The 19,726-nt window shown below is 70.7% G+C and carries 21 protein-coding genes and 1 pseudogene; 10 read left to right on the plus strand and 12 right to left on the minus strand.

The window, feature by feature from the left end:
- Window positions 1-104: 104 nt before the first annotated feature.
- Window positions 105-2,432: a transglycosylase SLT domain-containing protein gene (locus BM228_RS19170; RefSeq protein ID WP_092043117.1), complete on the plus strand. Its 2,328-nt coding sequence runs from the start codon at window positions 105-107 to the stop codon at window positions 2,430-2,432.
- A gap of 523 nt (window positions 2,433-2,955) precedes the next feature.
- On the opposite strand, the gene BM228_RS19175 is transcribed toward BM228_RS19170, so the two are convergent.
- A complete protein-coding gene (locus tag BM228_RS19175; RefSeq protein WP_092043119.1) occupies window positions 2,956-3,171 on the minus strand; it encodes a hypothetical protein in 216 nt (71 codons plus the stop codon).
- A 182-nt stretch (window positions 3,172-3,353) separates the two neighbouring features.
- Window positions 3,354-3,944 carry a thermonuclease family protein gene (locus BM228_RS19180; RefSeq protein ID WP_092043120.1) on the minus strand — a complete coding sequence of 197 codons (591 nt, stop codon included), beginning with the start codon at window positions 3,942-3,944 and terminating at the stop codon, window positions 3,354-3,356.
- Between the two features lie 494 nt (window positions 3,945-4,438).
- Between BM228_RS19180 and BM228_RS19185 the strand changes: the two genes are divergently transcribed.
- Genes BM228_RS19185 through BM228_RS19195 form a run of 3 tightly spaced genes read left to right on the plus strand, consistent with a single transcriptional unit; the run spans window position 4,439 to window position 6,783 of the window.
- The gene (locus BM228_RS19185; protein ID WP_092043122.1) at window positions 4,439-4,744 is read left to right on the plus strand and encodes a PepSY domain-containing protein; all 306 of its coding nucleotides are present in this window, start codon (window positions 4,439-4,441) and stop codon (window positions 4,742-4,744) included.
- Between the two features lie 15 nt (window positions 4,745-4,759).
- Window positions 4,760-5,422, plus strand: a complete 663-nt coding sequence (locus BM228_RS19190; RefSeq protein ID WP_092043123.1) for a response regulator transcription factor — start codon at window positions 4,760-4,762, stop codon at window positions 5,420-5,422.
- Window positions 5,419-6,783: an ATP-binding protein gene (locus BM228_RS19195; RefSeq protein WP_092043125.1), complete on the plus strand. Its 1,365-nt coding sequence runs from the start codon at window positions 5,419-5,421 to the stop codon at window positions 6,781-6,783. The genes BM228_RS19190 and BM228_RS19195 overlap by 4 nt, the downstream gene beginning before the upstream one ends.
- On the opposite strand, the gene metW is transcribed toward BM228_RS19195, so the two are convergent.
- The 6 genes from metW to BM228_RS19220 all read right to left on the minus strand — a co-directional run bounded on the left by metW (window position 6,780) and on the right by BM228_RS19220 (window position 10,098).
- The gene (metW, locus tag BM228_RS19200) at window positions 6,780-7,466 is read right to left on the minus strand and encodes a methionine biosynthesis protein MetW (RefSeq protein ID WP_092043126.1); all 687 of its coding nucleotides are present in this window, start codon (window positions 7,464-7,466) and stop codon (window positions 6,780-6,782) included. The genes BM228_RS19195 and metW overlap by 4 nt on opposite strands.
- A gap of 8 nt (window positions 7,467-7,474) precedes the next feature.
- Window positions 7,475-8,680 carry a homoserine O-acetyltransferase MetX gene (gene metX / locus BM228_RS19205; RefSeq protein ID WP_092043128.1) on the minus strand — a complete coding sequence of 402 codons (1,206 nt, stop codon included), beginning with the start codon at window positions 8,678-8,680 and terminating at the stop codon, window positions 7,475-7,477.
- 202 nt (window positions 8,681-8,882) lie between these two features.
- Window positions 8,883-9,089: a hypothetical protein gene (locus BM228_RS19210; protein WP_092043130.1), complete on the minus strand. Its 207-nt coding sequence runs from the start codon at window positions 9,087-9,089 to the stop codon at window positions 8,883-8,885.
- A 96-nt stretch (window positions 9,090-9,185) separates the two neighbouring features.
- Window positions 9,186-9,365, minus strand: a complete 180-nt coding sequence (locus tag BM228_RS19215) for a hypothetical protein (protein ID WP_092043131.1) — start codon at window positions 9,363-9,365, stop codon at window positions 9,186-9,188.
- A 129-nt stretch (window positions 9,366-9,494) separates the two neighbouring features.
- Window positions 9,495-9,662, minus strand: coding sequence for a hypothetical protein (locus BM228_RS34735; protein ID WP_167367772.1), 168 nt, complete (start codon window positions 9,660-9,662; stop codon window positions 9,495-9,497).
- A gap of 142 nt (window positions 9,663-9,804) precedes the next feature.
- Window positions 9,805-10,098: a hypothetical protein gene (locus BM228_RS19220; RefSeq protein ID WP_092043133.1), complete on the minus strand. Its 294-nt coding sequence runs from the start codon at window positions 10,096-10,098 to the stop codon at window positions 9,805-9,807.
- Window positions 10,099-10,885: 787 nt separating this feature from the next.
- Here BM228_RS19220 and BM228_RS19225 point away from each other — a divergent pair.
- The 3 genes from BM228_RS19225 (at window position 10,886) to BM228_RS19235 (ending at window position 13,643) form a co-directional block, all read left to right on the plus strand.
- Window positions 10,886-11,500 carry a LysE family translocator gene (locus BM228_RS19225; RefSeq protein WP_092043134.1) on the plus strand — a complete coding sequence of 205 codons (615 nt, stop codon included), beginning with the start codon at window positions 10,886-10,888 and terminating at the stop codon, window positions 11,498-11,500.
- Between the two features lie 99 nt (window positions 11,501-11,599).
- Window positions 11,600-12,715 carry a pyridoxal phosphate-dependent aminotransferase gene (locus BM228_RS19230; protein ID WP_092043136.1) on the plus strand — a complete coding sequence of 372 codons (1,116 nt, stop codon included), beginning with the start codon at window positions 11,600-11,602 and terminating at the stop codon, window positions 12,713-12,715.
- Window positions 12,708-13,643: a prephenate/arogenate dehydrogenase family protein gene (locus tag BM228_RS19235; RefSeq protein ID WP_092043137.1), complete on the plus strand. Its 936-nt coding sequence runs from the start codon at window positions 12,708-12,710 to the stop codon at window positions 13,641-13,643. The genes BM228_RS19230 and BM228_RS19235 overlap by 8 nt, the downstream gene beginning before the upstream one ends.
- Before the next feature lie 192 nt (window positions 13,644-13,835).
- Here BM228_RS19235 and msrA read toward each other — a convergent pair whose 3' ends face one another.
- Complete coding sequence (gene msrA / locus BM228_RS19245; protein WP_092043140.1) at window positions 13,836-14,552, minus strand: peptide-methionine (S)-S-oxide reductase MsrA; 717 nt, start codon at window positions 14,550-14,552, stop codon at window positions 13,836-13,838.
- 163 nt (window positions 14,553-14,715) lie between these two features.
- Between msrA and trpB the strand changes: the two genes are divergently transcribed.
- Window positions 14,716-15,957 carry a tryptophan synthase subunit beta gene (gene trpB, locus BM228_RS19250; protein ID WP_092043142.1) on the plus strand — a complete coding sequence of 414 codons (1,242 nt, stop codon included), beginning with the start codon at window positions 14,716-14,718 and terminating at the stop codon, window positions 15,955-15,957.
- 145 nt (window positions 15,958-16,102) lie between these two features.
- Here the strand turns inward: trpB and BM228_RS19255 are convergent, their stop codons facing one another.
- The 3 genes from BM228_RS19255 to BM228_RS19265 all read right to left on the minus strand — a co-directional run bounded on the left by BM228_RS19255 (window position 16,103) and on the right by BM228_RS19265 (window position 17,401).
- Window positions 16,103-16,498: a type II toxin-antitoxin system VapC family toxin gene (locus BM228_RS19255; RefSeq protein WP_092043143.1), complete on the minus strand. Its 396-nt coding sequence runs from the start codon at window positions 16,496-16,498 to the stop codon at window positions 16,103-16,105.
- Between the two features lie 12 nt (window positions 16,499-16,510).
- Entirely contained in the window at window positions 16,511-16,753 is a 243-nt protein-coding gene (locus BM228_RS19260; RefSeq protein ID WP_092043145.1) for a type II toxin-antitoxin system VapB family antitoxin, read from the minus strand.
- Window positions 16,754-16,888: 135 nt separating this feature from the next.
- Entirely contained in the window at window positions 16,889-17,401 is a 513-nt protein-coding gene (locus tag BM228_RS19265) for a ComEA family DNA-binding protein (protein ID WP_092043146.1), read from the minus strand.
- A gap of 125 nt (window positions 17,402-17,526) precedes the next feature.
- Here BM228_RS19265 and BM228_RS19270 point away from each other — a divergent pair, with 125 nt between their 5' ends.
- Together BM228_RS19270 and BM228_RS19275 are read left to right on the plus strand one after the other, a co-directional pair.
- A complete protein-coding gene (locus BM228_RS19270) occupies window positions 17,527-19,371 on the plus strand; it encodes an ABC transporter ATP-binding protein (protein WP_092043148.1) in 1,845 nt (614 codons plus the stop codon).
- Window positions 19,372-19,521: 150 nt separating this feature from the next.
- Window positions 19,522-19,726 (plus strand): annotated as a pseudogene (locus BM228_RS19275) (hypothetical protein); the annotation flags it as partial.

Below are 19,726 nucleotides of genomic sequence, written 5' to 3' on the forward strand. Positions count from 1 at the left end.
ACGGTTTACGGGTTCTTAATGCCCCTGCACCGATCCTCAAGTCTTTCCACTCCGGTCGTGACAAGGGGGGAAACGTGATCCGAGCGCAGACGGTCCGAGGGAACGTGATCCGCGCGCTCGCCTCAAGGCGCACGCCCCTTGTGGCGGCGGCTCTGGTCACGACGCTTGTCACGACCCTTGGGGTCGCGTTGGCCGGGCAGATCGGGACCGACGCGCCGGCCTCGCAGCCGACGCCGCCGTCGAGCGACGCCGCCCTGTCGCCCGCCCAGACCCGCAGCACCGAGGCCGCGCTTGTCGCCGATCCGGTAGCCGCCGACGCCCTGAAGCTCGATCCGGCCCAGGCCGCCAAGGGGAACGAGAAGGGCTCCGACCGGGGCGAGGAGGCCGCCGGCAAGATCCCGGCTGCCGCCACCGCCTATGCCTCGGCCGATCCCGACGCCCCCGTGGCCTTCCCGCTGCCCGACGCGGCGGTGACCCCGGCCGCGCCGGTGCCGGAAGTCCCGGATCCGGGCAAGCCAAAGATCTCGGGCGACACCGACCCGACGCTGCTGCGCGGCGCCATCGACCTCTACCGCAAGGGCCGGGTCGCCGACGGCGACCGGATGCGCGACGGCTTCACCGATCCCGCCGCGAGGGCGCTGCTCGAATGGGTGGCGATCCGCGCCGGAGCCGGCATCGGCTTCGCCCGCACCGTCGCCTTCGCCCGGGCCAACCCGACCTGGCCGGCCGGCCCGCTGCTGCGCCGCCGGGCCGAGGAGGCCCTGCTGTCCGAACGCAAGCCCCCTTCCGTGGTCCGGGCCTATTTCGCCACCGCCAAGCCGGTGAGCGCGCCGGGCAAGTTCGCCCTGGCGCTGGCGCTCCGGGCCGACGGCTATGACGGCGACGCCGCCGAGATCGTCCGCGACCTGTGGCGCACCGAGAGCTTCGGCAAGAGCCTGGAGGCCAAGGTCCAGGACGCGTTCCCGGGGGTGCTCACCCGGATCGACCACCGCTACCGGATGGAGCGGGCGCTCCTGAAGGACGATTGGGAGAGCGCCGGCCGGGCGGCGGGCTACGCGGGCGGCGGCTATGCCAGCCTCGTGCGCGCCCGCCGGGCCGTGGAGGACAAGGCCGGCGGTCCGGCCGCCCTGGCGGCTGTGCCCCCGTCGCTCCGGGGCGACGCCTCCTACATCTTCTCCCGGGCGCAGTATTTCCGCCGGGCCGACAAGCCCGAGGAGGCCGCCGCGGTGCTCGCCGCGGCCCCCAGCAACCCGGACGTGCTGGTCGACGGCGACGAGTGGTGGGTCGAGCGCCGGATCGTGGCGCGCAAACTCCTCGACCTCGGCGATGCCAGGACCGCCTTCACGGTGGCGAGCGGCCACGCGGCCCGCACCCCGGAGAAGCGCCTGGAGGCCGAGTTCCACGCCGGCTGGATCGCCCTGCGGTTCGCCGGCGACCCGGCGAGCGCCGCGCAGCATTTCGCCCGGATGGCGACCATCGCCGAGAGCCCGGTCTCGCTCGCCCGCGCCGCCTACTGGCAGGGGAGGGCGGCGGAGTCGCTCGGCCAGCACGATGTCGCCAAAACCTTCTACGAGCGGGCCGCCCTGCAGCCGATTGCCTATTACGGCCAGGTCGCCCGGGCCAAGCTCGGCCAGACCAGCCTGCCGCTGCGCGCGCCGGCCGATCTCGAAGGCGTCGAGCGGCAGGCCTTCGAGGACAGGCTCTACATCCGGGCGCTGCGCCTGCTCGGCGAGGCCGGGCTCAAGGACCTGGCGCTGCCGCTCTACATCGACGCCGCCCGGGAGCTCGGCGACCCGCGCGAGATCCAGGCGCTGGGCGACCTCGCCACCGACATGAAGGATGCCCGCGCCCTGGTGGCGATCGGCAAGCTCGCGGTGCAGCGCGGCCTGCCGCTCGACGCCCACGCCTACCCGACCATCGGCATCCCGACCTACGAGACGTTTTCGGCGGTCCCGCAGGTGGAGCGGGCCATGGTCTATGCCATCGCCCGCCAGGAGAGCCAGTTCGACCCCCGGGCCCAGTCCGGCGTCGGCGCCCGCGGCCTGATGCAGATGATGCCGGCCACCGCCCAGCGCACCGCCCGCAGGGTCTCGGCCGCCTTCGACCTCGACCGCCTGACCAGCGACCCGGCCTACTGCGCCAAGCTCGGCCAGGCCCATCTCGGCGAGCTGATGGAGGATTGGCGCGGCTCCTACGTCCTCGCCTTCGCCTCCTACAATGCCGGCGGCGGCAACGTGAAGAAGTGGATCGACGCCTACGGTGACCCGCGCAAGGGCGAGGTCGACGTGATCGACTGGGTCGAGCGCATCCCGTTCACCGAGACCCGCAACTACGTGCAGCGGGTGATGGAGAACCTGCAGGTCTACCGCTCCCGCCTCGACGGCCGCAGCGCCCTGCTGATCGACGGGGATCTGCACCGCGGGGCGCGGTAGGGGATCGGGCGTTCGCCGCGCGGGGTCCGAGGGTCACGCATCGGCTTTTGGCTAGGGACTACACAGGTTTGCGGCGCAGGCGGTGTTGCAAGCCGCGACGCGTACGCTCTCCGTGCGAGCTGCGATGTTCACACATCTGCGCCGACACGCTCTCCTCCCCCTTGTGGGGAGGAGTTGGAGGTGGGGGTGGCTCAGGAGGCACCGCTGCGCCCTATCTGGCACCACCCCCACCCCTGGCCCCTCCCCACAAGGGGGAGGGGAAACGCGCTTGTTTCTCAAGCCCTTGGAGTCCGAGAGAGAAGTCTGAATCGGCTAGCCTTTGCGGGTGAGGACGGGCGCGTGTCCGCTGCGATGTGACGTCCGTTGCAGCGGAGAACCATCCGGACCGCGTTCTGTGAATCCACTCACCCGCACAGGAGGGCCTTCCTGCCTTGTCCAGCATCCGGTGCATCTGTTGCGCGTGGAAGAGGGGCCCCGCGCCACAGCCGACGTGCTGAAAGTCGGCTGGCTTCATCCGCCCGTCTCAGCGCTGCTCGTCCTCGACGATGCCGCGCAGGGCGGTGAGGGCGCGTTCCCGGCCGGCATCGGTTTTGATACACGACCAGAGCCGCAGGCATTCCTGCATGCCGGCGGTACCGGGTGACCCACTGTCGCCGGTGAAGAAGCGGTCGACCGGGATGCCGAGAATGTCGGCGAGCGTCAGCAAGGTCTGGGTCCCCGGCTTTTCAGTGCCGCTCATGAGGGACAATCCCTTTACCGGTATACAGTAAAATTGAACCAATTTTATAATATATAAGATTGTATAAAAAAATCAATCTTGTTATCTTTATATGTTTCTAAGAGAAGCCGTCGATCTGTGCGAGACCAAGCCCGTCAGCGTCCCGGCGGACGCCAACGGTCCCCTCGACCCTGCACCGCGGCTCATCCCGCGATCCGGAGCCCGGCCGCGTCGGCGCGCCGACCGCGCCGCTCCGTCGGGTCCTGGAACACCCCGGACCACAGGCCGAGCCGGCGTCCCCAGGCCCGGTCGGAGGCGGCCGCGTAGGTCGCCACTGCGCGATCGGGCACCGCGAGGCCCCGCGCCACCATCCAGGCCCCGAGATCCTCGTCGCCGACCCGGCAGAGCGCCGCCACCGAGCCCTCGGACTCAGTCCCGCGCGGCTCGCAGGTGATGGCTTCGGTGCCGATATGGTCGGCCAGGGCCCGGGCGGCGTCCCGGCCGCAGGGATAGGGCCGGTCCTGGGCGTCCGAGCAGGTCTGGTCGGCATCGGGCGCCGCGATGCCGTAGAGGCTGACCCGATGCGGGCCGACCATCACGGTCCCGCCGTCGAGCACCCGGGCCGGGCCGTGCAGAGGCTCGGCCGCCCGGGCCGGGGCGTGCCAGGCGAGGCCGCCGGCCAGGAAGACCGCCAGCAGCGGCAGCCGCGAGCGTCGGGCCGAGTCGTCGGGGCAGAGGAGGGTGCCGGCGAGGCCGGCGGCACAGGTGAGGAGGGCACCGAGGATCAGGGACATGGGATCGCGTCTCCGGAAGAGGTCTGACCCCCTTCTGCCGGAACCCCGCACCGCGATCCTGACGGCGCCTGTCAGCCTCCCGTCAGGCGGCCCGCGCCACGCCGTGCGGGATGACTTTACGGGGCCGGACCCCACCTCTCTGCGTTATGGTTGACCCGGTTGGCATTTCGCCTTGTGCAGGCCGCGACGCGCATACTCTCCCGTGCGGGCTAGCGGATTCACATATCGCGTTCGGCAGTAAGCGCTCGAGACACCGCGCTTTCTGCACTCCCCCTTGTGGGGAGGGGTCAGGGGTGGGGGTGGTGCCGGATGAGGCTCAGTGGTGCCTTCTGCACCACCCCCACCTCCAACTCCTCCCCACAAGGGGGAGGAGAGCGCGTTCCGCCTGCCAGACGACGATCTGTGACTCCGCTAGCCCGTGCGGGGATGGGACCCGCGTCGCGTTCGGAACCGTGTGATGCCGCGAGCCTCCTGATGGTCGAGCCACCTCTCGCATGATCCAGCCCCCGTCCCGCCGCGCCGCGCTCCTGCTGCTCGCCTGCGCGGCCTGGCCCGCCCGTGCCTCCGAGGATGCCGACCGCGCCCGCCGCGCCCTGGAGAAGGGCGAGATCCGCCCCCTCGACGAGATCCTGCGGGCCGCCCGCGCGGCGGTGCCGGGGGACGTGGTGGCGGTCGATCTCAAGCGCGACGACGGGCAGTGGCTGTACAAGCTGCGCATCCTCGGCGCCGACGGGAAGCGCCGCTCGGTGAAGGTCGATGCCGGCTCGCTCAAGATCCTGGACGAGGACGACGATGATTGAGGGCGGGAGCCGGCCGTGCGCGTCCTAGTGGTCGAGGACGAGCCCCGCATCGCCGCGGACGTGAAGCACGGGCTCGAACAGGCCGGCTACGTCGCCGACGTGGTCGCGGACGGGGAGGCGGCGTGGTTCCGCGCCGAGACCGAGCCCTACGACGCCATGGTGCTCGATCTCGGCCTGCCGCGCCTCGACGGGCTCGGCGTGCTGCGCCGGCTGCGGACGGCGGAGGTGGCGCTGCCGGTGCTGATCCTCACCGCCCGGGACGGCTGGCGCGAGCGGGTCGAGGGCATCGATGCCGGCGCCGACGACTATCTGGTCAAGCCGTTCCGCATGGAGGAGCTGGTCGCGCGCCTGCGGGCGATCCTGCGGCGCACCGCCGGCCACGCCTCGCCGGTGCTCCGGACCGGGGACGTGGAACTCGACACCCGCACCCGGGCGGTGAGCGTCGCTGGCCGGCCGACCGAATTGACCGCCCTGGAATACCGGCTCCTGGCCTTCCTGCTGCACCGGCAGGGGCAGGTCGTGCCGGCGGGCGAGGTACTGGACCATCTCCACGGGGTCGGCACCGAGCGCGAGGCCAACGCCCTCGAAGCGCTTCTGACCCGGCTGCGCCGCAAGCTCGGGCCGGGGGTGATCGAGACCCGCCGCGGCCAGGGCTACCGCGTCCCGGAGGCGCCGTGAGGCGCGACTCCCTGCGGCTGAGGCTGGGGCTCGCGGCGGCGGCCCTGATCGCGCTGGCGCTGCTGCTCGCCGGCGCCGGCCTCACCGTGATCCTCGATCAGGTGCTCGACGCCCGCACCGCCGACGAGCTCGACCGGACCGCCAAGCTCATCGCCGGCCGGGTCAACCTCGCTGCGGACGGGAGCCCGACCATCTCCCGGGAGCCGCCGGACCCGCGCTTTTCCACGCCCTATGGCGGCCTGTACTGGCAGGTGGAGGCGGGAAGCCGTGTCCTGCGCTCGCGCTCCCTCTGGGACAAGAGCCTCGACCTGGGGGCGACCACCGGCGATGCCCCTTCGACCGTCGAGGCCACCGGCCCGGATGGTGGTCGGCTCATCGCCATCGCCCGCCCCCTGGAGATCGGCCCGCGCGGCGCCGAGACCCGCTTGCGGGTGATCGTCGCCGAGGACCGGCGCGACCTGGCGGCGAGCCGCGCCACGTTCCTGCGCCTGCTGGTCCCGGCGCTGGCGGCCCTGTTCGTGGTGCTGACGCTCGCCCTGTGGCTGTTCGTGCACCGGGCGCTGGCGCCGTTCCGGGTGCTGCAGCAGGATCTCGGCGCGGTCCATGCCGGGACCCGGACACGGCTGCCGGAGCAGTTCCCCGACGAGGTCCGGCCGCTGGTGGCCGATCTCAACCGGCTGCTCGATGCGCAGGAGCGCGCCCTGGTCCGGGCCCGCGCCGCGGCGGCCGACATGGCCCACGGCCTCAAGACGCCGCTCGCCGTACTCGACGCCCTGGCGCGCCGGACCGGGCCGGCCGATCCCGGCCTGTCGGGGGAGATCGCCGAGCAGGCCCGGGCGATGGGCGGACAGGTCGAGCGCGCGCTCGCCCGCGCCCGGATCGCGGCGGCGGGCGACCTGCGGCGGCGGACCTGCCGGGTCGCCCCGGTGGCCGAGCGCCTGGTCGCGACCATGCGCCGGCTGCCGGAGGGCGATTCGCTGGCCTGGGCGATCGCCGTGCCGGAGGCGCTCGCCTATCCGGGCGAGGAGGGCGAGCTGATGGAGGTGCTGGGCAACCTCCTCGACAACGCCCGGAAATGGGCGCACCGGCGGGTCCGGGTGGCCGGGGCGGCAGATGGCGGGGGCTCGCGGCTCACGGTGGAGGATGACGGCCCCGGCATGAGCGAGACCGCGATCGCCGGCATCGGCCGCGGCCAGCGCTGGGACGAGAGCCGCCCGGGCACCGGCTTCGGCATCGCCATCGCCCGGGACGTGGCCGAGGCCGCGGGCGCCCAGCTCGCCTTCGGGCGCTCGGAGATGGGCGGGTTGCGGGCCGACTTGACCTGGACGGAGCCGGCGGAGAGCGGAAAGCCGAGGCGCTAATCCGCCCCGCGCCGGAGCAGGAACACACCTTGCGCGCCGAACAGGTTCCACACCCACCAGGGCATCGAGAACCGCATCGGCCGGCCGCTCGCGTCGAGGGCCGTGGCGTGCTCAATCCGGGCGCCGATCAGGCGGCACAGGCCGACGAAGTCGCGGATCGTGCAATGGTGGATGTTGGGGGTCTCCCACCAGGCATCCGGCATGATCTCGGTGACCGGCATCCGCCCGCGCAGGGCGAGTTCCGACCGGACCCGCCAATGCCCGAAATTCGGGAACGAGATGATCACCTGCCGGCCGATGCGCAGCAGGTGCTCCAGCACGATCCGGGGATTGCGGGTCGCCTGGATGGTCTGGGACAGCACGACCACGTCGAAGGCGTCGTCGGGGTAGTTCTCCAGGTCGGTGTCGGCGTCGCCCTGGATCACCGACAGGCCCCGGGCCAGGCAGGCATTCACCCCGTCGCGGGACAATTCAATCCCGCGCCCGTCGATGCTGCGCCGGTCGCGCAGCAGCGCTAGGAGCGAGCCGTCGCCGCAGCCGATGTCGAGCACGCGCGCCCCCGGCGGCACCAAGCCCAGCACGACGATGTGGTCGACCCGGGCGCCGTTGCCCTCGGCAGTGCGGGGCAGGGCGTCGGTGGTCTGCCAGGGCGCGGCGTTGCCCGGGGAGCCCTTGAACAGCATCGAGCCGCTCACAGGCCGCGCGCCCGGGCGGCGGCATCGATGAAGCCGCGGGCGGCGGAGAACATCGCCGGCTCATCGAGCAGGAAGGCGTCGTGGCCCTTGTCGGTCTCGACCTCGACGAAGGCCACCGGCGCCGCGGCGGCGTTCAGCGCGTGCACGATCACCCGCGATTCAGAGGTCGGGAACAGCCAGTCGGAGGTGAACGAGATCACGCAGAACCGGGTCTTGATCCCCTGGAACGCCTTGGCCAGCACGCCGTCATGGTCCTCGGCGAGGTCGAAATAATCCATCGCCCGGGTGAGGTAGAGATAGGCGTTGGCGTCGAACCGCTCGACGAAGCTCAGGCCCTGGTGGCGCAGGTAGCTCTCGATCTGGAAATCGGCGTTGAACGAGAAGGTCGGCGCCGAGCCGCCCTGGAACCGCCGGCCGAACTTCCGGTGCAAAGCCGGCTCGGACAGGTAGGTGATGTGCGCGCCCATCCGGGCGACGCCGAGCCCCTTGGAGGGCCGCGTGCCCTCCTCGAGGTAGCGCCCGTCGGCCCAGGCCGGGTCGGCCATGATCGCCTGCCGGCCGACCTCGTGGAACGCGATGTTCTGGGCCGAGTGACGGGGTCCGGTGGCGATCGGCATCGCGGCAAAAACCCGCCCGGGATAGAGCGCCGCCCATTGCAGCACCTGCATCCCGCCCATCGAGCCGCCGATGCACAGGAACAGGTCGCGCACGCCGAGCCGCTCCAGCAGCATCGCCTGCGCTCGGACCATGTCGCGGATCGTCACCAGCGGGAAGTTCAGCCCGTAGGGCCGGCCGGTGGCGGGATCGATCGAGGCCGGGCCGGTGGAGCCCATGCAGGAGCCGATCACGTTCGAGCAGACGACGAAGTAGCGGTCGGTGTCCACCGGCTTGCCGGGGCCGACCAGGGTCTCCCACCAGCCGGGCTTGCCGGTGAGCGGGTGCGTGTGGGCGAAATACTGGTCGCCGGTGAGGGCGTGGCAGATCAGCACCGCGTTCGTACCCGCGGCGTTGAGGGTGCCGGCGGTCTGGTAGGCGATCTGGAAGGGCGCGAGTTCGACGCCGGCATCGGTCCGCAGCGGCGCATCGGCACCGAAGCGCATGACCAGGCTCTTGGGGTCGAGCGCCTGCGAGGGCTCCGACAGGCGCCCGGCGGCCTCGTCGATCGGGTCCGGCCGCAGCGCGGTCTCCGGTTGGGTATCCATGCGGGACTTGACGACCGTGTGTCGGCGATCCCGGTCCGCGGCAGGGAAGCGCGGGATCGCATGACGCGCCGCACTCGCCCGACGCGGCCAGCGAGACCGGGAGGTAATGCTCCGGGGGGCGAGCGTCAACGCACGGACCGGTGCAAGAATGCCCAGGCCACCAGGCTTGGTCCGGCCTCGGGCGGACGCTCGGGGGATCGGCTTACGCCGGGTCGCTCTGCACGGGCGCCGCGGCAGGGTTCGTCCCGGTCGGCCCAAGAATGTCGCCCGCCGCCGTCACCACGGCTTCCACCGCGGAACCGGTCAGTTCCAGGCCGGTCTGGGCGGGCACGGCCTGCAGCACGCCTTCGAAAGCGGCGTGCGCGGCCCAGGCCGCACCTTCCAGGATGACACCAAAGATGAAGTCCATGATCCGTCCTCGTTTCTCGATGACGGGACCTAGACCGGCCGGCCACGCTTCGCGGTGCGCCGAGGCACGTCCCCGGGGTTGGGGCGCGAGCCCGGCTCAGGCGAGCGGGGCCGCCATCAGCGCCAGCCCGAGGGCCGGGAGCCCCAGCGCCAGGGCGGCGCGGGCGTCGAGCCGGTCGGCACCGACGCCGCCCCGCCAACTCCGGCTGGCGACGTTCTCGACGCAAAGACCGGACAGGACGAGCGCGCAGCCGACGATCGCCTGGATCGAAACCATGGGAACCTCACCGAGCCGGCCGCACTACGGAATGCAGCCCAGGATCACGGCTGGGGAAGTGCGCAGGGGGCCCGCCGGTTCCTCCGGAGGTTCATCCTGAACGCGGGGTGTGGCTTGCGGGGCAAATCGTCAGCGGATCGCGACCGCGCAGGCGAAGAACACCATGGCGGCCCCGACTGCGGTGATGCAGCCGTTGGTCCACGCGGAGGCGTCCGCCCGGCGCATTCGACAATCGGCGGCCACCGACGTGAGGATCCCGATCAAGAACAGGCTGCAGGGGATCAGGTCACCGGGCATATCGATCCGTCCAGGGGAACGCGGGGCGCGACGCGCCCGACGCGGCCCCTTCTCCGGGATCAACAGGCCGAAACGTGGCGAGTGCCCCGCGGCATTTGCGCGTCGCCGCTTTGCCGCGGGGGAACCTCGCTCCGCCGGACCCTTAAAGCGTGGCCGCCCCCGGCGGCGTCTGGAAATCCTCCGGGCCCATGTCGAGGAGGTCGTTGGGGGTCGGGGTCTTGTCGTAGGCGGCGCTGGCCGCGGCCTCGATCGCCGCCTGGTTCTTGGCGAACAGGTCGAGGGGGGCGATGTCGGCGCCGCCGAAATGCTGGCGCAGGACCGGGATCGGCACGTCGATCCCGATCACCCGCTCGCCATTGGTCATCGCGAACCGGATCAGGCTCTCGTCGGCGGGCAGGATATGGGCGCCGCCATCCAAGTAGCGTGTGAGGGGCATGGGGTCGGTCCTTTCACAGTCCAGTCGCGGACCGGGGAGGTAGGGCGGAGCCGGGCTCACGTGTATCCGCCGCTCGGACGCGCCTGGGGGTAGAGGACGCCGTCCAAGGGCCGCAGGCTTCGAAATCGAACGCCCCGCAGCGCTGTCATTGCCCTGGTACTTAAACACGCCGCCCGGACGAACGACGCGCGGCCCCTCAGCGCAAACAATCCCACAGGATGCCGATTCCATTGCAAAGTATTTTTGTAGATTTTTGTGGTTCGAATTTTCTATTCTATGAACAGACTTTGTCGTGACGCAGTGTTTTTCTCAGAATAAGCTATTGCCCTAAGCCGCCGCATGCTTGGATTGCCTCGCTGCACGCGCACCGACCAGCTACGGACTACACAGGTTGGAAGACTCATTTCCCGACGATTGATACGCCATCCTTGATAACCCGCGCCGTCATTCCGGGGCGCCGTAGGCGAGCCCGGAATCCAGAACCGCTGTCGATGCAAGACCTTGGCACGTCGGCGGTTCTGGATCCCGGGCTCCGCTGCGCGGCCCCGGGATGACGGCGCGTGGCGACATCGGTCAAGCCTTCTCGAAGACGACTGAGTCTTTCGCGCCGGGGCGAGAGGAAAAAATTCCAACCCGTGTAACTCGCCGCCCTCCTGGGAGGGGAAATGTGTTGCAGCTCAAAGGTTTGCCACGAACCAAATCTGATTTGGGAATCCGTCAGCACTGATCCTGAGGTCGAGGATGGGAGATCATCGGCCGATACGACTCAAAGATAGACCTACCAAACATGTTCGCCGCCGCACTCATCTACATCCTCGCCGTCATGAGCCCGGGGCCGAATTTTCTTCTGGTCACGCGCTTCGCCTCGTCCGGCTCCGTGCGGGCCGGATTGGGGGCGACGGCGGGGATCGTCCTGGTCGGACTGATCTTCTCCAGTTCGTCGGTGACCGGCCTCTCCGTGCTGATCCGGCAGATCCCGGCCTTCGACAAGGTCGCCGGCGCCGCGGCCGCCCTGTACTTGGTCGCCATCGCGGCCCTGCTGGTCCGGGGCGCCCTCAAGCCGGCGAGCCCGGCAGCGGAAGGCGCGGAGCCGCGGCCGGAGGCGCGCTTCTGGCGGGCGTTCCGGATCGGAGCGCTGACCAATGTCGGCAACGTGAAGACAATCGCGTTCATGGTGAGCATCTTCACCGGCTTCCTCGTGGTCGAGCGAAGCGGATCCGAGAAGGCCGCGATCGTCGCTTTGTGCAGCACGCTGGAGTTCGGATGGTATGCCGGCGTGGCCTTCATCTTCGGGCGCGGCGCGATCCGGACGTTCTATGCCCGGCACAACCGCCTGATCGACCTCTTCATGGCCGTGTTCCTGGTGGGCTTTGCCGCCAAGACCGCCGCGGAGCTCCTGTGAGCCGCGCAGGGCCGGCCCCGCCGGCTTCACCCAGGGAGGAAATGCTGTAGACGGACCCGGCAAACGAAAGTCCCGCCCGCGCATCTGAGTCGCAGAGCCATGTCCGCTCCCACCCCCGTCCGCCCGGAACCGCGCCCTGGCGTCCTGGCGATCGACACCTACGTGCCTGGCAAGAGCGGGCGGCCCGGTGGCGGCAAGGTCCACAAGCTCTCGTCCAACGAGACGCCGCTCGGCCCGAGCCCGGCGGCTCTGGCGGCGCTCCACGAGGCGACCGCCAAGCTGGAGACCTACCCGGACGGGCGGGCGACGGTTCTGCGCACGGCCATCGCCAAGCGCTACGGGCTCGATCCCGAGCGGATCGTCTGCGGCGCGGGGTCGGACGAGCTGCTGTCGCTGCTGGCCTACGCCTATGGCGGCCCGGGCACCGAGGGCATCTACTCGGAGCACGGATTCCTGGTCTACCGGATCGCGATCCTGGCCTCGGGCGCGACGCCCGTGGTGGCGCCCGAGCGCGACTACACCACCGATGTCGACGCGATCCTGGCCCGGGTCACCGAGCGCACCCGGATCGTCTACGTCACCAATCCGAGCAATCCGACCGGCACCTACCTGCCGTTCGACGAGATCCGCCGCCTGCACGCCGCCTTGCCGGCCAACGTGCTGCTGGTGATCGACGGCGCCTATGCCGAATACGTGCGGGCGAACGACTACTCGGCCGGGCTCGAACTCGCGCTCGACTCCGAGAACGTCGTGATGACCCGGACCTTCTCGAAGATCTACGGGCTCGCCGCCGTGCGGATCGGCTGGATGCTGGCCCCGGCCCATGTGGCGGATTCGGTCAACCGCATCCGCGGGCCGTTCAACGTCTCGGGTCCGGCCATCGCGGCGGGCGCGGCCGCCATCGCCGACGAGGCGCACATGGCGGCGGCCGCCGCCCACAACGCCGAGTGGCTGCCGAAACTCACCGACGGCGCCCGGGCGCTCGGGCTGACCGTGACGCCGAGCGTCGCCAACTTCGTGCTGATCCACTTCCCCGACGAACCGGGCCGCTCGGCCGCGGATGCCGACGCCTTCCTCACCGAGCGCGGGCTGATCACCCGCCGGGTCGCCGCCTACGGCCTGCCCAACGCCCTGCGGGTGACGGTGGCGAGCGCCGAGGCGAACACGGCCTTCCTGGCGGCGCTCGGCGACTTCGTGCGGGGGGCGCATGCCTGAAGCCGCGACCCCGCCCCTCGGGCGCCTCACCATCGTCGGGCTGGGGCTGATCGGCTCCTCGATCGCCCGGGCCGCCCGCCGCTACAACCTCGCCCGGACGATCGTCGCCCTGGATCGGGACGCGGCCGTGCGCGCCCGGGTCGCCGAGCTCGGCATCGCCGACGTGGTCACCGGCGACCCGCGGGAGGGCGCCGCCGAGACCGACCTGGTGATCCTGTGCGTGCCGGTCGGCGCCATCGGGGCGGCGGCGTCCGAGCTGGCGCCGCACCTGAAGCCCGGCGCGATCGTGTCGGATGTCGGCTCGGTCAAGGGCGCCGTGGTGGCGGCGATCCGGCCGCATCTCCCCGAGGGCGTTGCCCTGGTCCCCGGCCACCCGATCGCCGGCACCGAGTTCTCGGGGCCGGATGCGGGTTTCGCGACCCTGTTCCAGGGCCGCTGGTGCATCCTCACGCCCCCCGAGGGCACCGACCCGGCGGCGGTGGAGCGGGTGAGGGCCCTGTGGGCGGGCATGGGCGCCAATGTCGAGACCATGAGCGCCGAGCACCACGACCACGTGCTGGCGATCACCAGCCACCTGCCGCACCTGATCGCCTACAACATCGTCGGTACCGCCGCGGACCTCGAAGAGGCGACGCAATCCGAGGTGATCAAGTTCTCGGCGAGCGGTTTTCGCGATTTCACCCGCATCGCCGCCTCCGACCCGACCATGTGGCGGGACATCTTCCTCAACAACCGCGAGGCGGTGCTGGAGATGCTCGGCCGCTTCAACGAGGACCTCTCGGCGCTGGCCAAGGCGGTGCGCTGGGGCGACGGCGACGCGCTGCACGCGATGTTCACCCGCACAAGGGCGATCCGGCGCAGCATCGTGGCCCAGGGCCAGGAGACCGCCGCCCCGGATTTCGGCCGGCCGCGGCCGCCGGAAGAGTAAACACGGGAGGTGACCCGACCGGCCGATCCAACCCAATCCCCCTCATCCTGAGGTGCCGGAGCGCAGCGGAGGCCTCGAAGGAGGCCTCCAGGGATCGCGCGGCGGGCTGGAGGCCTCCTTCGAGGCTCGCTCGCGCTCGCACCTCAGGATGAGGGCGCGGGTGGGATGGCCGTTCAGCTTGCGGCCCCCCGCTCACGCCGGCAGCCGGTTCACCAGCACCGGCTGCGGCGCCGTCCGCTCCGGAAAGAGCTGCTTCAGCGCCTCCAGCTTCGGCGCGTCGTTGACGGCGATATAGGGATGGCCCGGGTGCTGAGCCATGAAGTCCTGGTGGTAGCCTTCCGCCGGGTAGAACGCCGCGCCCGGCTCGATCCGGGTGGCGATGGGCCGGGCATAGGCCTTGGTGGCCTCGAGCTGGGCGATGTAGGCCCGCGCGATCCGCGCCTGCTCGGCGTCCTGCGGGAACAGCGCCGAGCGGTATTGCCGCCCGGTATCGGGTCCCTGCCGGTCGATCTGAGTCGGGTCGAGGGCCACCGAGAAGAAGATCCGCAACAGCTCGTCGTACCGGATCACGGCCGGGTCGTAGGTGACCGCCACCGCCTCGGCATGGTCGGTGCGGCCGCCGCTGACGGTGTGGTAATCCGCGTCGGCGGCCGTGCCCCCGGCATAACCCGAGACCGCGCCGGTCACCCCGCGCACGTGCTGGAACACGCCCTGTACGCCCCAGAAGCAGCCGCCCGCGAACACCGCCACCTGGGCGCCCGGCGCCTCGCGCGCCTGGGTCGCGGCCTCGGGCAGGCGGCGCGGCGCCTCCTCGGCGAAAGCGGCTAGGCGCGGCAGCAGCAACGCCCCGGCGAGACCGAGCCCGAGAGCCGCCCCGAGGAGCGGGCGTATGGTATCGCGAAGAGCCATGATTGTCCTCCTGGGCGATCCTCAAGACCTGACCGCGAGTTCGTCATCCGGGGCGCACGGGTTACAGGTCGTAAGTGACGGGGCTTGGGGCCGCATTGCGGCGGCGCCCGCATGGGTCTAGGCACCCGGCAACAGATCGACCCTCGCGCGCAGGATCCGTCCCGTGACCATCGCCCCCGAGCCCAACTCCTTCCGCACCGGCCCCGACGAGCGGGGCCGCTTCGGCATCTTCGGCGGCCGGTTCGTCGCCGAGACGCTGATGCCGCTGATCCTCGAGCTGGAGGCGGCCTACGAGGCGGCGAAGGTCGATCCCGCCTTCGCGGCCGACATGGCGAGCTACGGCACCCACTATATCGGCCGCCCGAGCCCGCTCTACTACGCGGAGCGCCTCACCGAGCACCTGCGCGCCAAGGCGCCGGCGGGGCAGGGCGCCAAGGTCTATTTCAAGCGCGAGGAGCTGAACCATACCGGCTCCCACAAGGTGAACAACGTGCTCGGCCAGATCCTGCTGGCCCGGCGCATGGGCAAACCGCGGATCATCGCCGAGACCGGCGCCGGCCAGCACGGCGTCGCCACCGCGACGCTGTGCGCCCGGTTCGGCCTGAAATGCGTGGTCTACATGGGCGCGGTCGACGTCGCCCGGCAGGCGCCCAACGTCTTCCGGATGAAGATGCTCGGCGCCGAGGTGATCCCGGTGGAATCCGGCACCAAGACCCTCAAGGACGCGATGAACGAGGCCCTGCGCGACTGGGTCACCAACGTCGCCGACACGTTCTACTGCATCGGCACCGTGGCCGGCCCGCACCCGTACCCCGCCATGGTCCGCGACTTCCAGTCGGTGATCGGCCGCGAGACCCGGGAGCAGATGCTCGCGCAGGAAGGCCGGCTGCCGGATTCGCTGATCGCCTGCATCGGTGGCGGCTCCAATGCCATGGGGCTGTTCCACCCGTTCCTGGACGACCGCGAGGTCGAGATTTTTGGGGTCGAGGCCGCCGGCCACGGCGTCGAATCCGGCCTGCACGCCGCCTCGCTCACCGGCGGCAAGCCCGGGGTGCTGCACGGCAACCGCACCTACCTGCTGATGAACGAGGACGGCCAGATCTCCGACGCGCACTCGATCTCGGCCGGCCTCGACTATCCCGGCATCGGCCCCGAGCACGCCTGGCTGCATGAGATGGGCCGCGTGAAGTACCTCTCGGCCACCGATTCCGAGACCCTGGAGGCGTTCAAGCTCTGCTCGATGCTGGAGGGCATCATCCCGGCCCTGGAACCGGCCCACGCCCTGTCCAAGGTGCTCGACATCGCCCCCCAGCGCCCGGCCGATCACCTGATGGTGCTCAACATGTCGGGCCGGGGCGACAAGGATATTCCGCAGGTGGCGGAGATCTTTGGGACGAAGCTCTGAGCGCTCGCCGCCGAAGTAGATACCGGTTCGGCGGCGATCGAGTGCGTCATATCAAAGACTTAGAGCCGTTCCCGATTGCAACGCGATCGGGAACGGCTCTGAGCGCGGATCGGCGCGGATCTCGTCCCGCAGTCGAGGCCTCGCCTCACCCGGCCTCGATGTCGGTGAGCGGGAAGTCGTCGCCCTTGTAGAGCAGCGGAACCCGGTGCGCCCGGGCACAGGCGTAGGCGAAGCAGTCGCCGAAGTTGAGACCGGCGGGATGCCGGCCTTTGCCGAAGCGATCGTAGGCGTCGAGGGCGATTTCGGCAGCCTCCGGGGCGACGGCGAGGACCTCGATGCCGGCGAGGTCGAGATAGGCGCGCACCGCATCGCGCGCCTCCGCAACCGATAGGTCGAGGCGGCGCGCCACGGCCACGACGGTTTCCCAAACGGCCAGGGGCGACGTCATCCGGCGGCGCGCCTGCTGCAGCCGGGCGACCAGCGCGCGCGCGTCGGCCTCGTCGGTCAGGATCGCCGTGAGGGCCGAAGCATCCACGAACATCGCAGATCCGCCTCAATCGCGCTCGTAGAGGCTATCGATGAACGCCTTGTCGGCAGGCTTCGGGTGCGGCCCGGCCCGCTCGTGAAGCGTTCGGACGAAGTCGACCGTTTGCTCAACCAGATCGACTTTGCCGGTCTGGCGGGCGATCTCGTTCTGAAGCGCTCGGCGCACCGCGTCGACCTTGGTCGTGCGCAGCAGCGTCATGAGATGGACGACAAGGTCATCGACCTGCGGATCCTTGACGTAGAGCGGCATGTATATGCTCTCCGGATACTCAGGATATCCTTAGGCCCTATACGTGTGTGCCGCAAGGAGGGCGGGTCTCGGGTGAGCAGGATGTCGCCGACACGATCGGTGCGCGCAAGCGCCACGTCGCCGGAAGCGGGCGCCTCACCGCACTGTCACCTGATCCTTGATCTTCTCATAGACCGCCCGGCTGAGGACGCGCTTCGAGAGGAGCTGGTCCACGGAGGTGTAGGGGCGCTTGGCGGTGATCGCCCGGCCGATGGCGCCGCCGCCCCGGAGCTTGTTGAGGTCGGCCACCGAGGCGGTGTTCAGGTCGAGGAGGGCGATGGCCCGGGGGCCGGCATTGTCCTCGGCCTGGTCGATCTCGGCCTGGCCCTGCTGGACCGGTTCGGACGGGAAGGCGAGGGCGTCGGACGGCATCTGGGCGGGGCGCGAGGCGGCCGTCCCCGGGGGCTGCGGGGCGACGGGCTCCGGAGCCGGCGGGGGGGCCGGCGGCGCGATCGGCTCGGGCGGCGTGCTGGGTGCCTCGGCCACCGGGGCGGGATCCGGCGCGGGCGCGCGGCTCGGACTTGGCAGCAGGAATTGCACCAGCGCCGCCAGGATCCCGGCCAGGATCAAGATGACGGAAATTCTCAGGATTGCAGGGCCACTCAGCACGCGTCACTCGGCAATGAAATTACAATTCTCAGGCCTCAGATAATGCGCTCCCCACCCGCCGGCCAATCGGACGAAAGGCCCTCTGCCCAGGCCATCGACAGGCGATACGTGGGAACCGGCCGCCGATGAGCACTCGGATCGCCCGCCTCGGCGAGCGCCTCGGGGCGCTGCGCTATCTGCCAGCCCTGTTTCGCGAGATCGCCGCCGCGAGCCCGCGCCTGCTGGCCGCGAGCCTCTCCTTGCGCCTCGTGGCGGCCTGCCTGCCGATCCTGTCGCTCTACCTCGCCAAGCTGATCCTCGACGGCATCGTGGCCGAGCATGCCCGCCCGGCGCCGGCGGCGGGATTTTCGGACTGGCTCGCCGATCCCGGCCGGGCGCGGCTCGCCCTGCTGGTGGCGGCCGAACTCGGGCTGGCGCTGCTTTCCGACCTCACCGGCCGGCTCGCGAGCCTGACCGAGACCCTGATCGGCGACCTCTACGCCAACGCCGCCTCGGTACGGCTGATGGCGCATGCCGCCTCCCTGGACCTCGCCCAGTTCGAGGACAGCGCCCAGCAGGACCGGCTGGAGCGGGCGCGCCGACAGGTCAGCGGCCGCACCGGGCTGATCGGCACGGTGTTCGGGCAGTTCCAGGCCCTGGTGACGCTGGCCTCGCTCACCGCCGGAGTGGCGGCCTTCACCCCGTGGCTGGTTGTGCTGATCGCCGCCGCCCTGGTGCCGGCTTTGCTCAACGAGTGGCACTTCACCAAGGCCGGCTATCGCCTGGCCTGGATCCGCAGCCCGGAGCGGCGGCGGATCGATTACCTGCGCTATCTCGGCGCCAGCGTCGAGACCGCCAAGGAGACGAAGCTCTTCGGCCTCTCGGGCTACATTACCGCGCTCTACGGGGCGCTCGCGCAGAACCTGCTCGCCGAGAACCGGGCGCTGGCCACCGCCCGGGCGCGCTGGGGCTTCGCCTTCGCGAGCCTCGGGACGCTGGCCTATTACGCCGCCTACGCGGTGATCGTCTGGCGGACCGTGGCCGGCGCCTTCTCGATCGGCGACCTCGCCTTCCTGGCCGGTGCGTTCCAGCGCCTGCGCGGCGGCATCGAGGGGCTGCTGCTGGGGCTCACCCAGATCAGCGGCCAGGCGCAGTATCTCGACGACTTCTTCTCGTTCTTCGCGATCCGGCCGGAGATCCGCTCGCCCGCGCAGCCCGTGCCGGTGCCGAGCCCGATCCGGGAGGGGCTGGTGTTCGAGGATGTCGGCTACCGCTATCCCGGCACCGAGACCTGGGCTCTGCGTGGCCTGTCCTTCGCGGTGCGGGCCGGGGAGACCGTGGCGCTCGTCGGCGGCAACGGCGCCGGCAAGACCACGATCGTCAAGCTGATGACCCGGCTCTACGACCCGCACGAGGGCCGGGTGCTGCTCGATGGGCGCCCGCTCGCCGCCTACGACCTCGACGACCTCCGGGCCCGGGTCGCGGCGATTTTCCAGGATTTCGTCCGGTTCGATCTCACCGCCGGCGAGAACGTCGCGGTCGGCCGGATCGCGGCGGCCGACGACCAGGACCGCATCGCGGCGGCCGCGGCCCGCGGGCTCGCCGCCCCGGTGATCGAGCGCCTGCCGGAGGGCTACGCCCAGCCGCTCGGCAAGCGCTTCGCCGGCGGCGTCGACCTGTCGGGGGGCGAGTGGCAGAAGGTCGCCCTGTCCCGGGCCTATATGCGCGAAGCCGAGATCCTGATCCTCGACGAGCCGACCGCGGCGCTCGACGCGCGGGCCGAGCACGACGTGTTCGCCCGGTTCCGGGAGCTGTCGGCCGGGCGCACGACGGTGCTGATCTCGCACCGCTTCTCGACGGTGCGCATGGCCGACCGCATCCTGGTCCTGGAGGGCGGGCGGCTGCTCGAAGAAGGCAGCCACGCCGCCCTGATGGGGCAGGGCGGCCGCTACGCCGAGCTGTTCACCCTGCAGGCGCAGGGCTATCGGTGAGTGTCAGGGTTTCGAAAGGTCCCGGACCCAGCCCTTTTAAGGTGTTTGTTGTGTGCCCAAGTCGTTGGGATGAGAGGATCATCAGACGGATTGGGGTGTGTCTGGTCGGCCGTTCTGGAGCGCTTCGAGCAACAGGCGCCGGCGGGTGTGATGGCGCGGACGCTTCTGGAGCAGGCGTTTCCGGCGGCGTGGCTCGATGCGGTGTTCGCAGCCCATCGCCAGCGCCAATACGAGCGCGCGTTGCTGTTCTCGACGATCGTCGAGCTGATGATGCTGGTGGCGGTCGGCTTGCGGCCCTCGTTGCACGCGGCGGCCCGGCAGGCGGAGCCTCTGCCGGTGTCGCTGCCGGCGCTGT

Origin of the sequence: Methylobacterium pseudosasicola (assembly GCF_900114535.1) — a bacterium.
Taxonomy (GTDB): domain Bacteria; phylum Pseudomonadota; class Alphaproteobacteria; order Rhizobiales; family Beijerinckiaceae; genus Methylobacterium; species Methylobacterium pseudosasicola.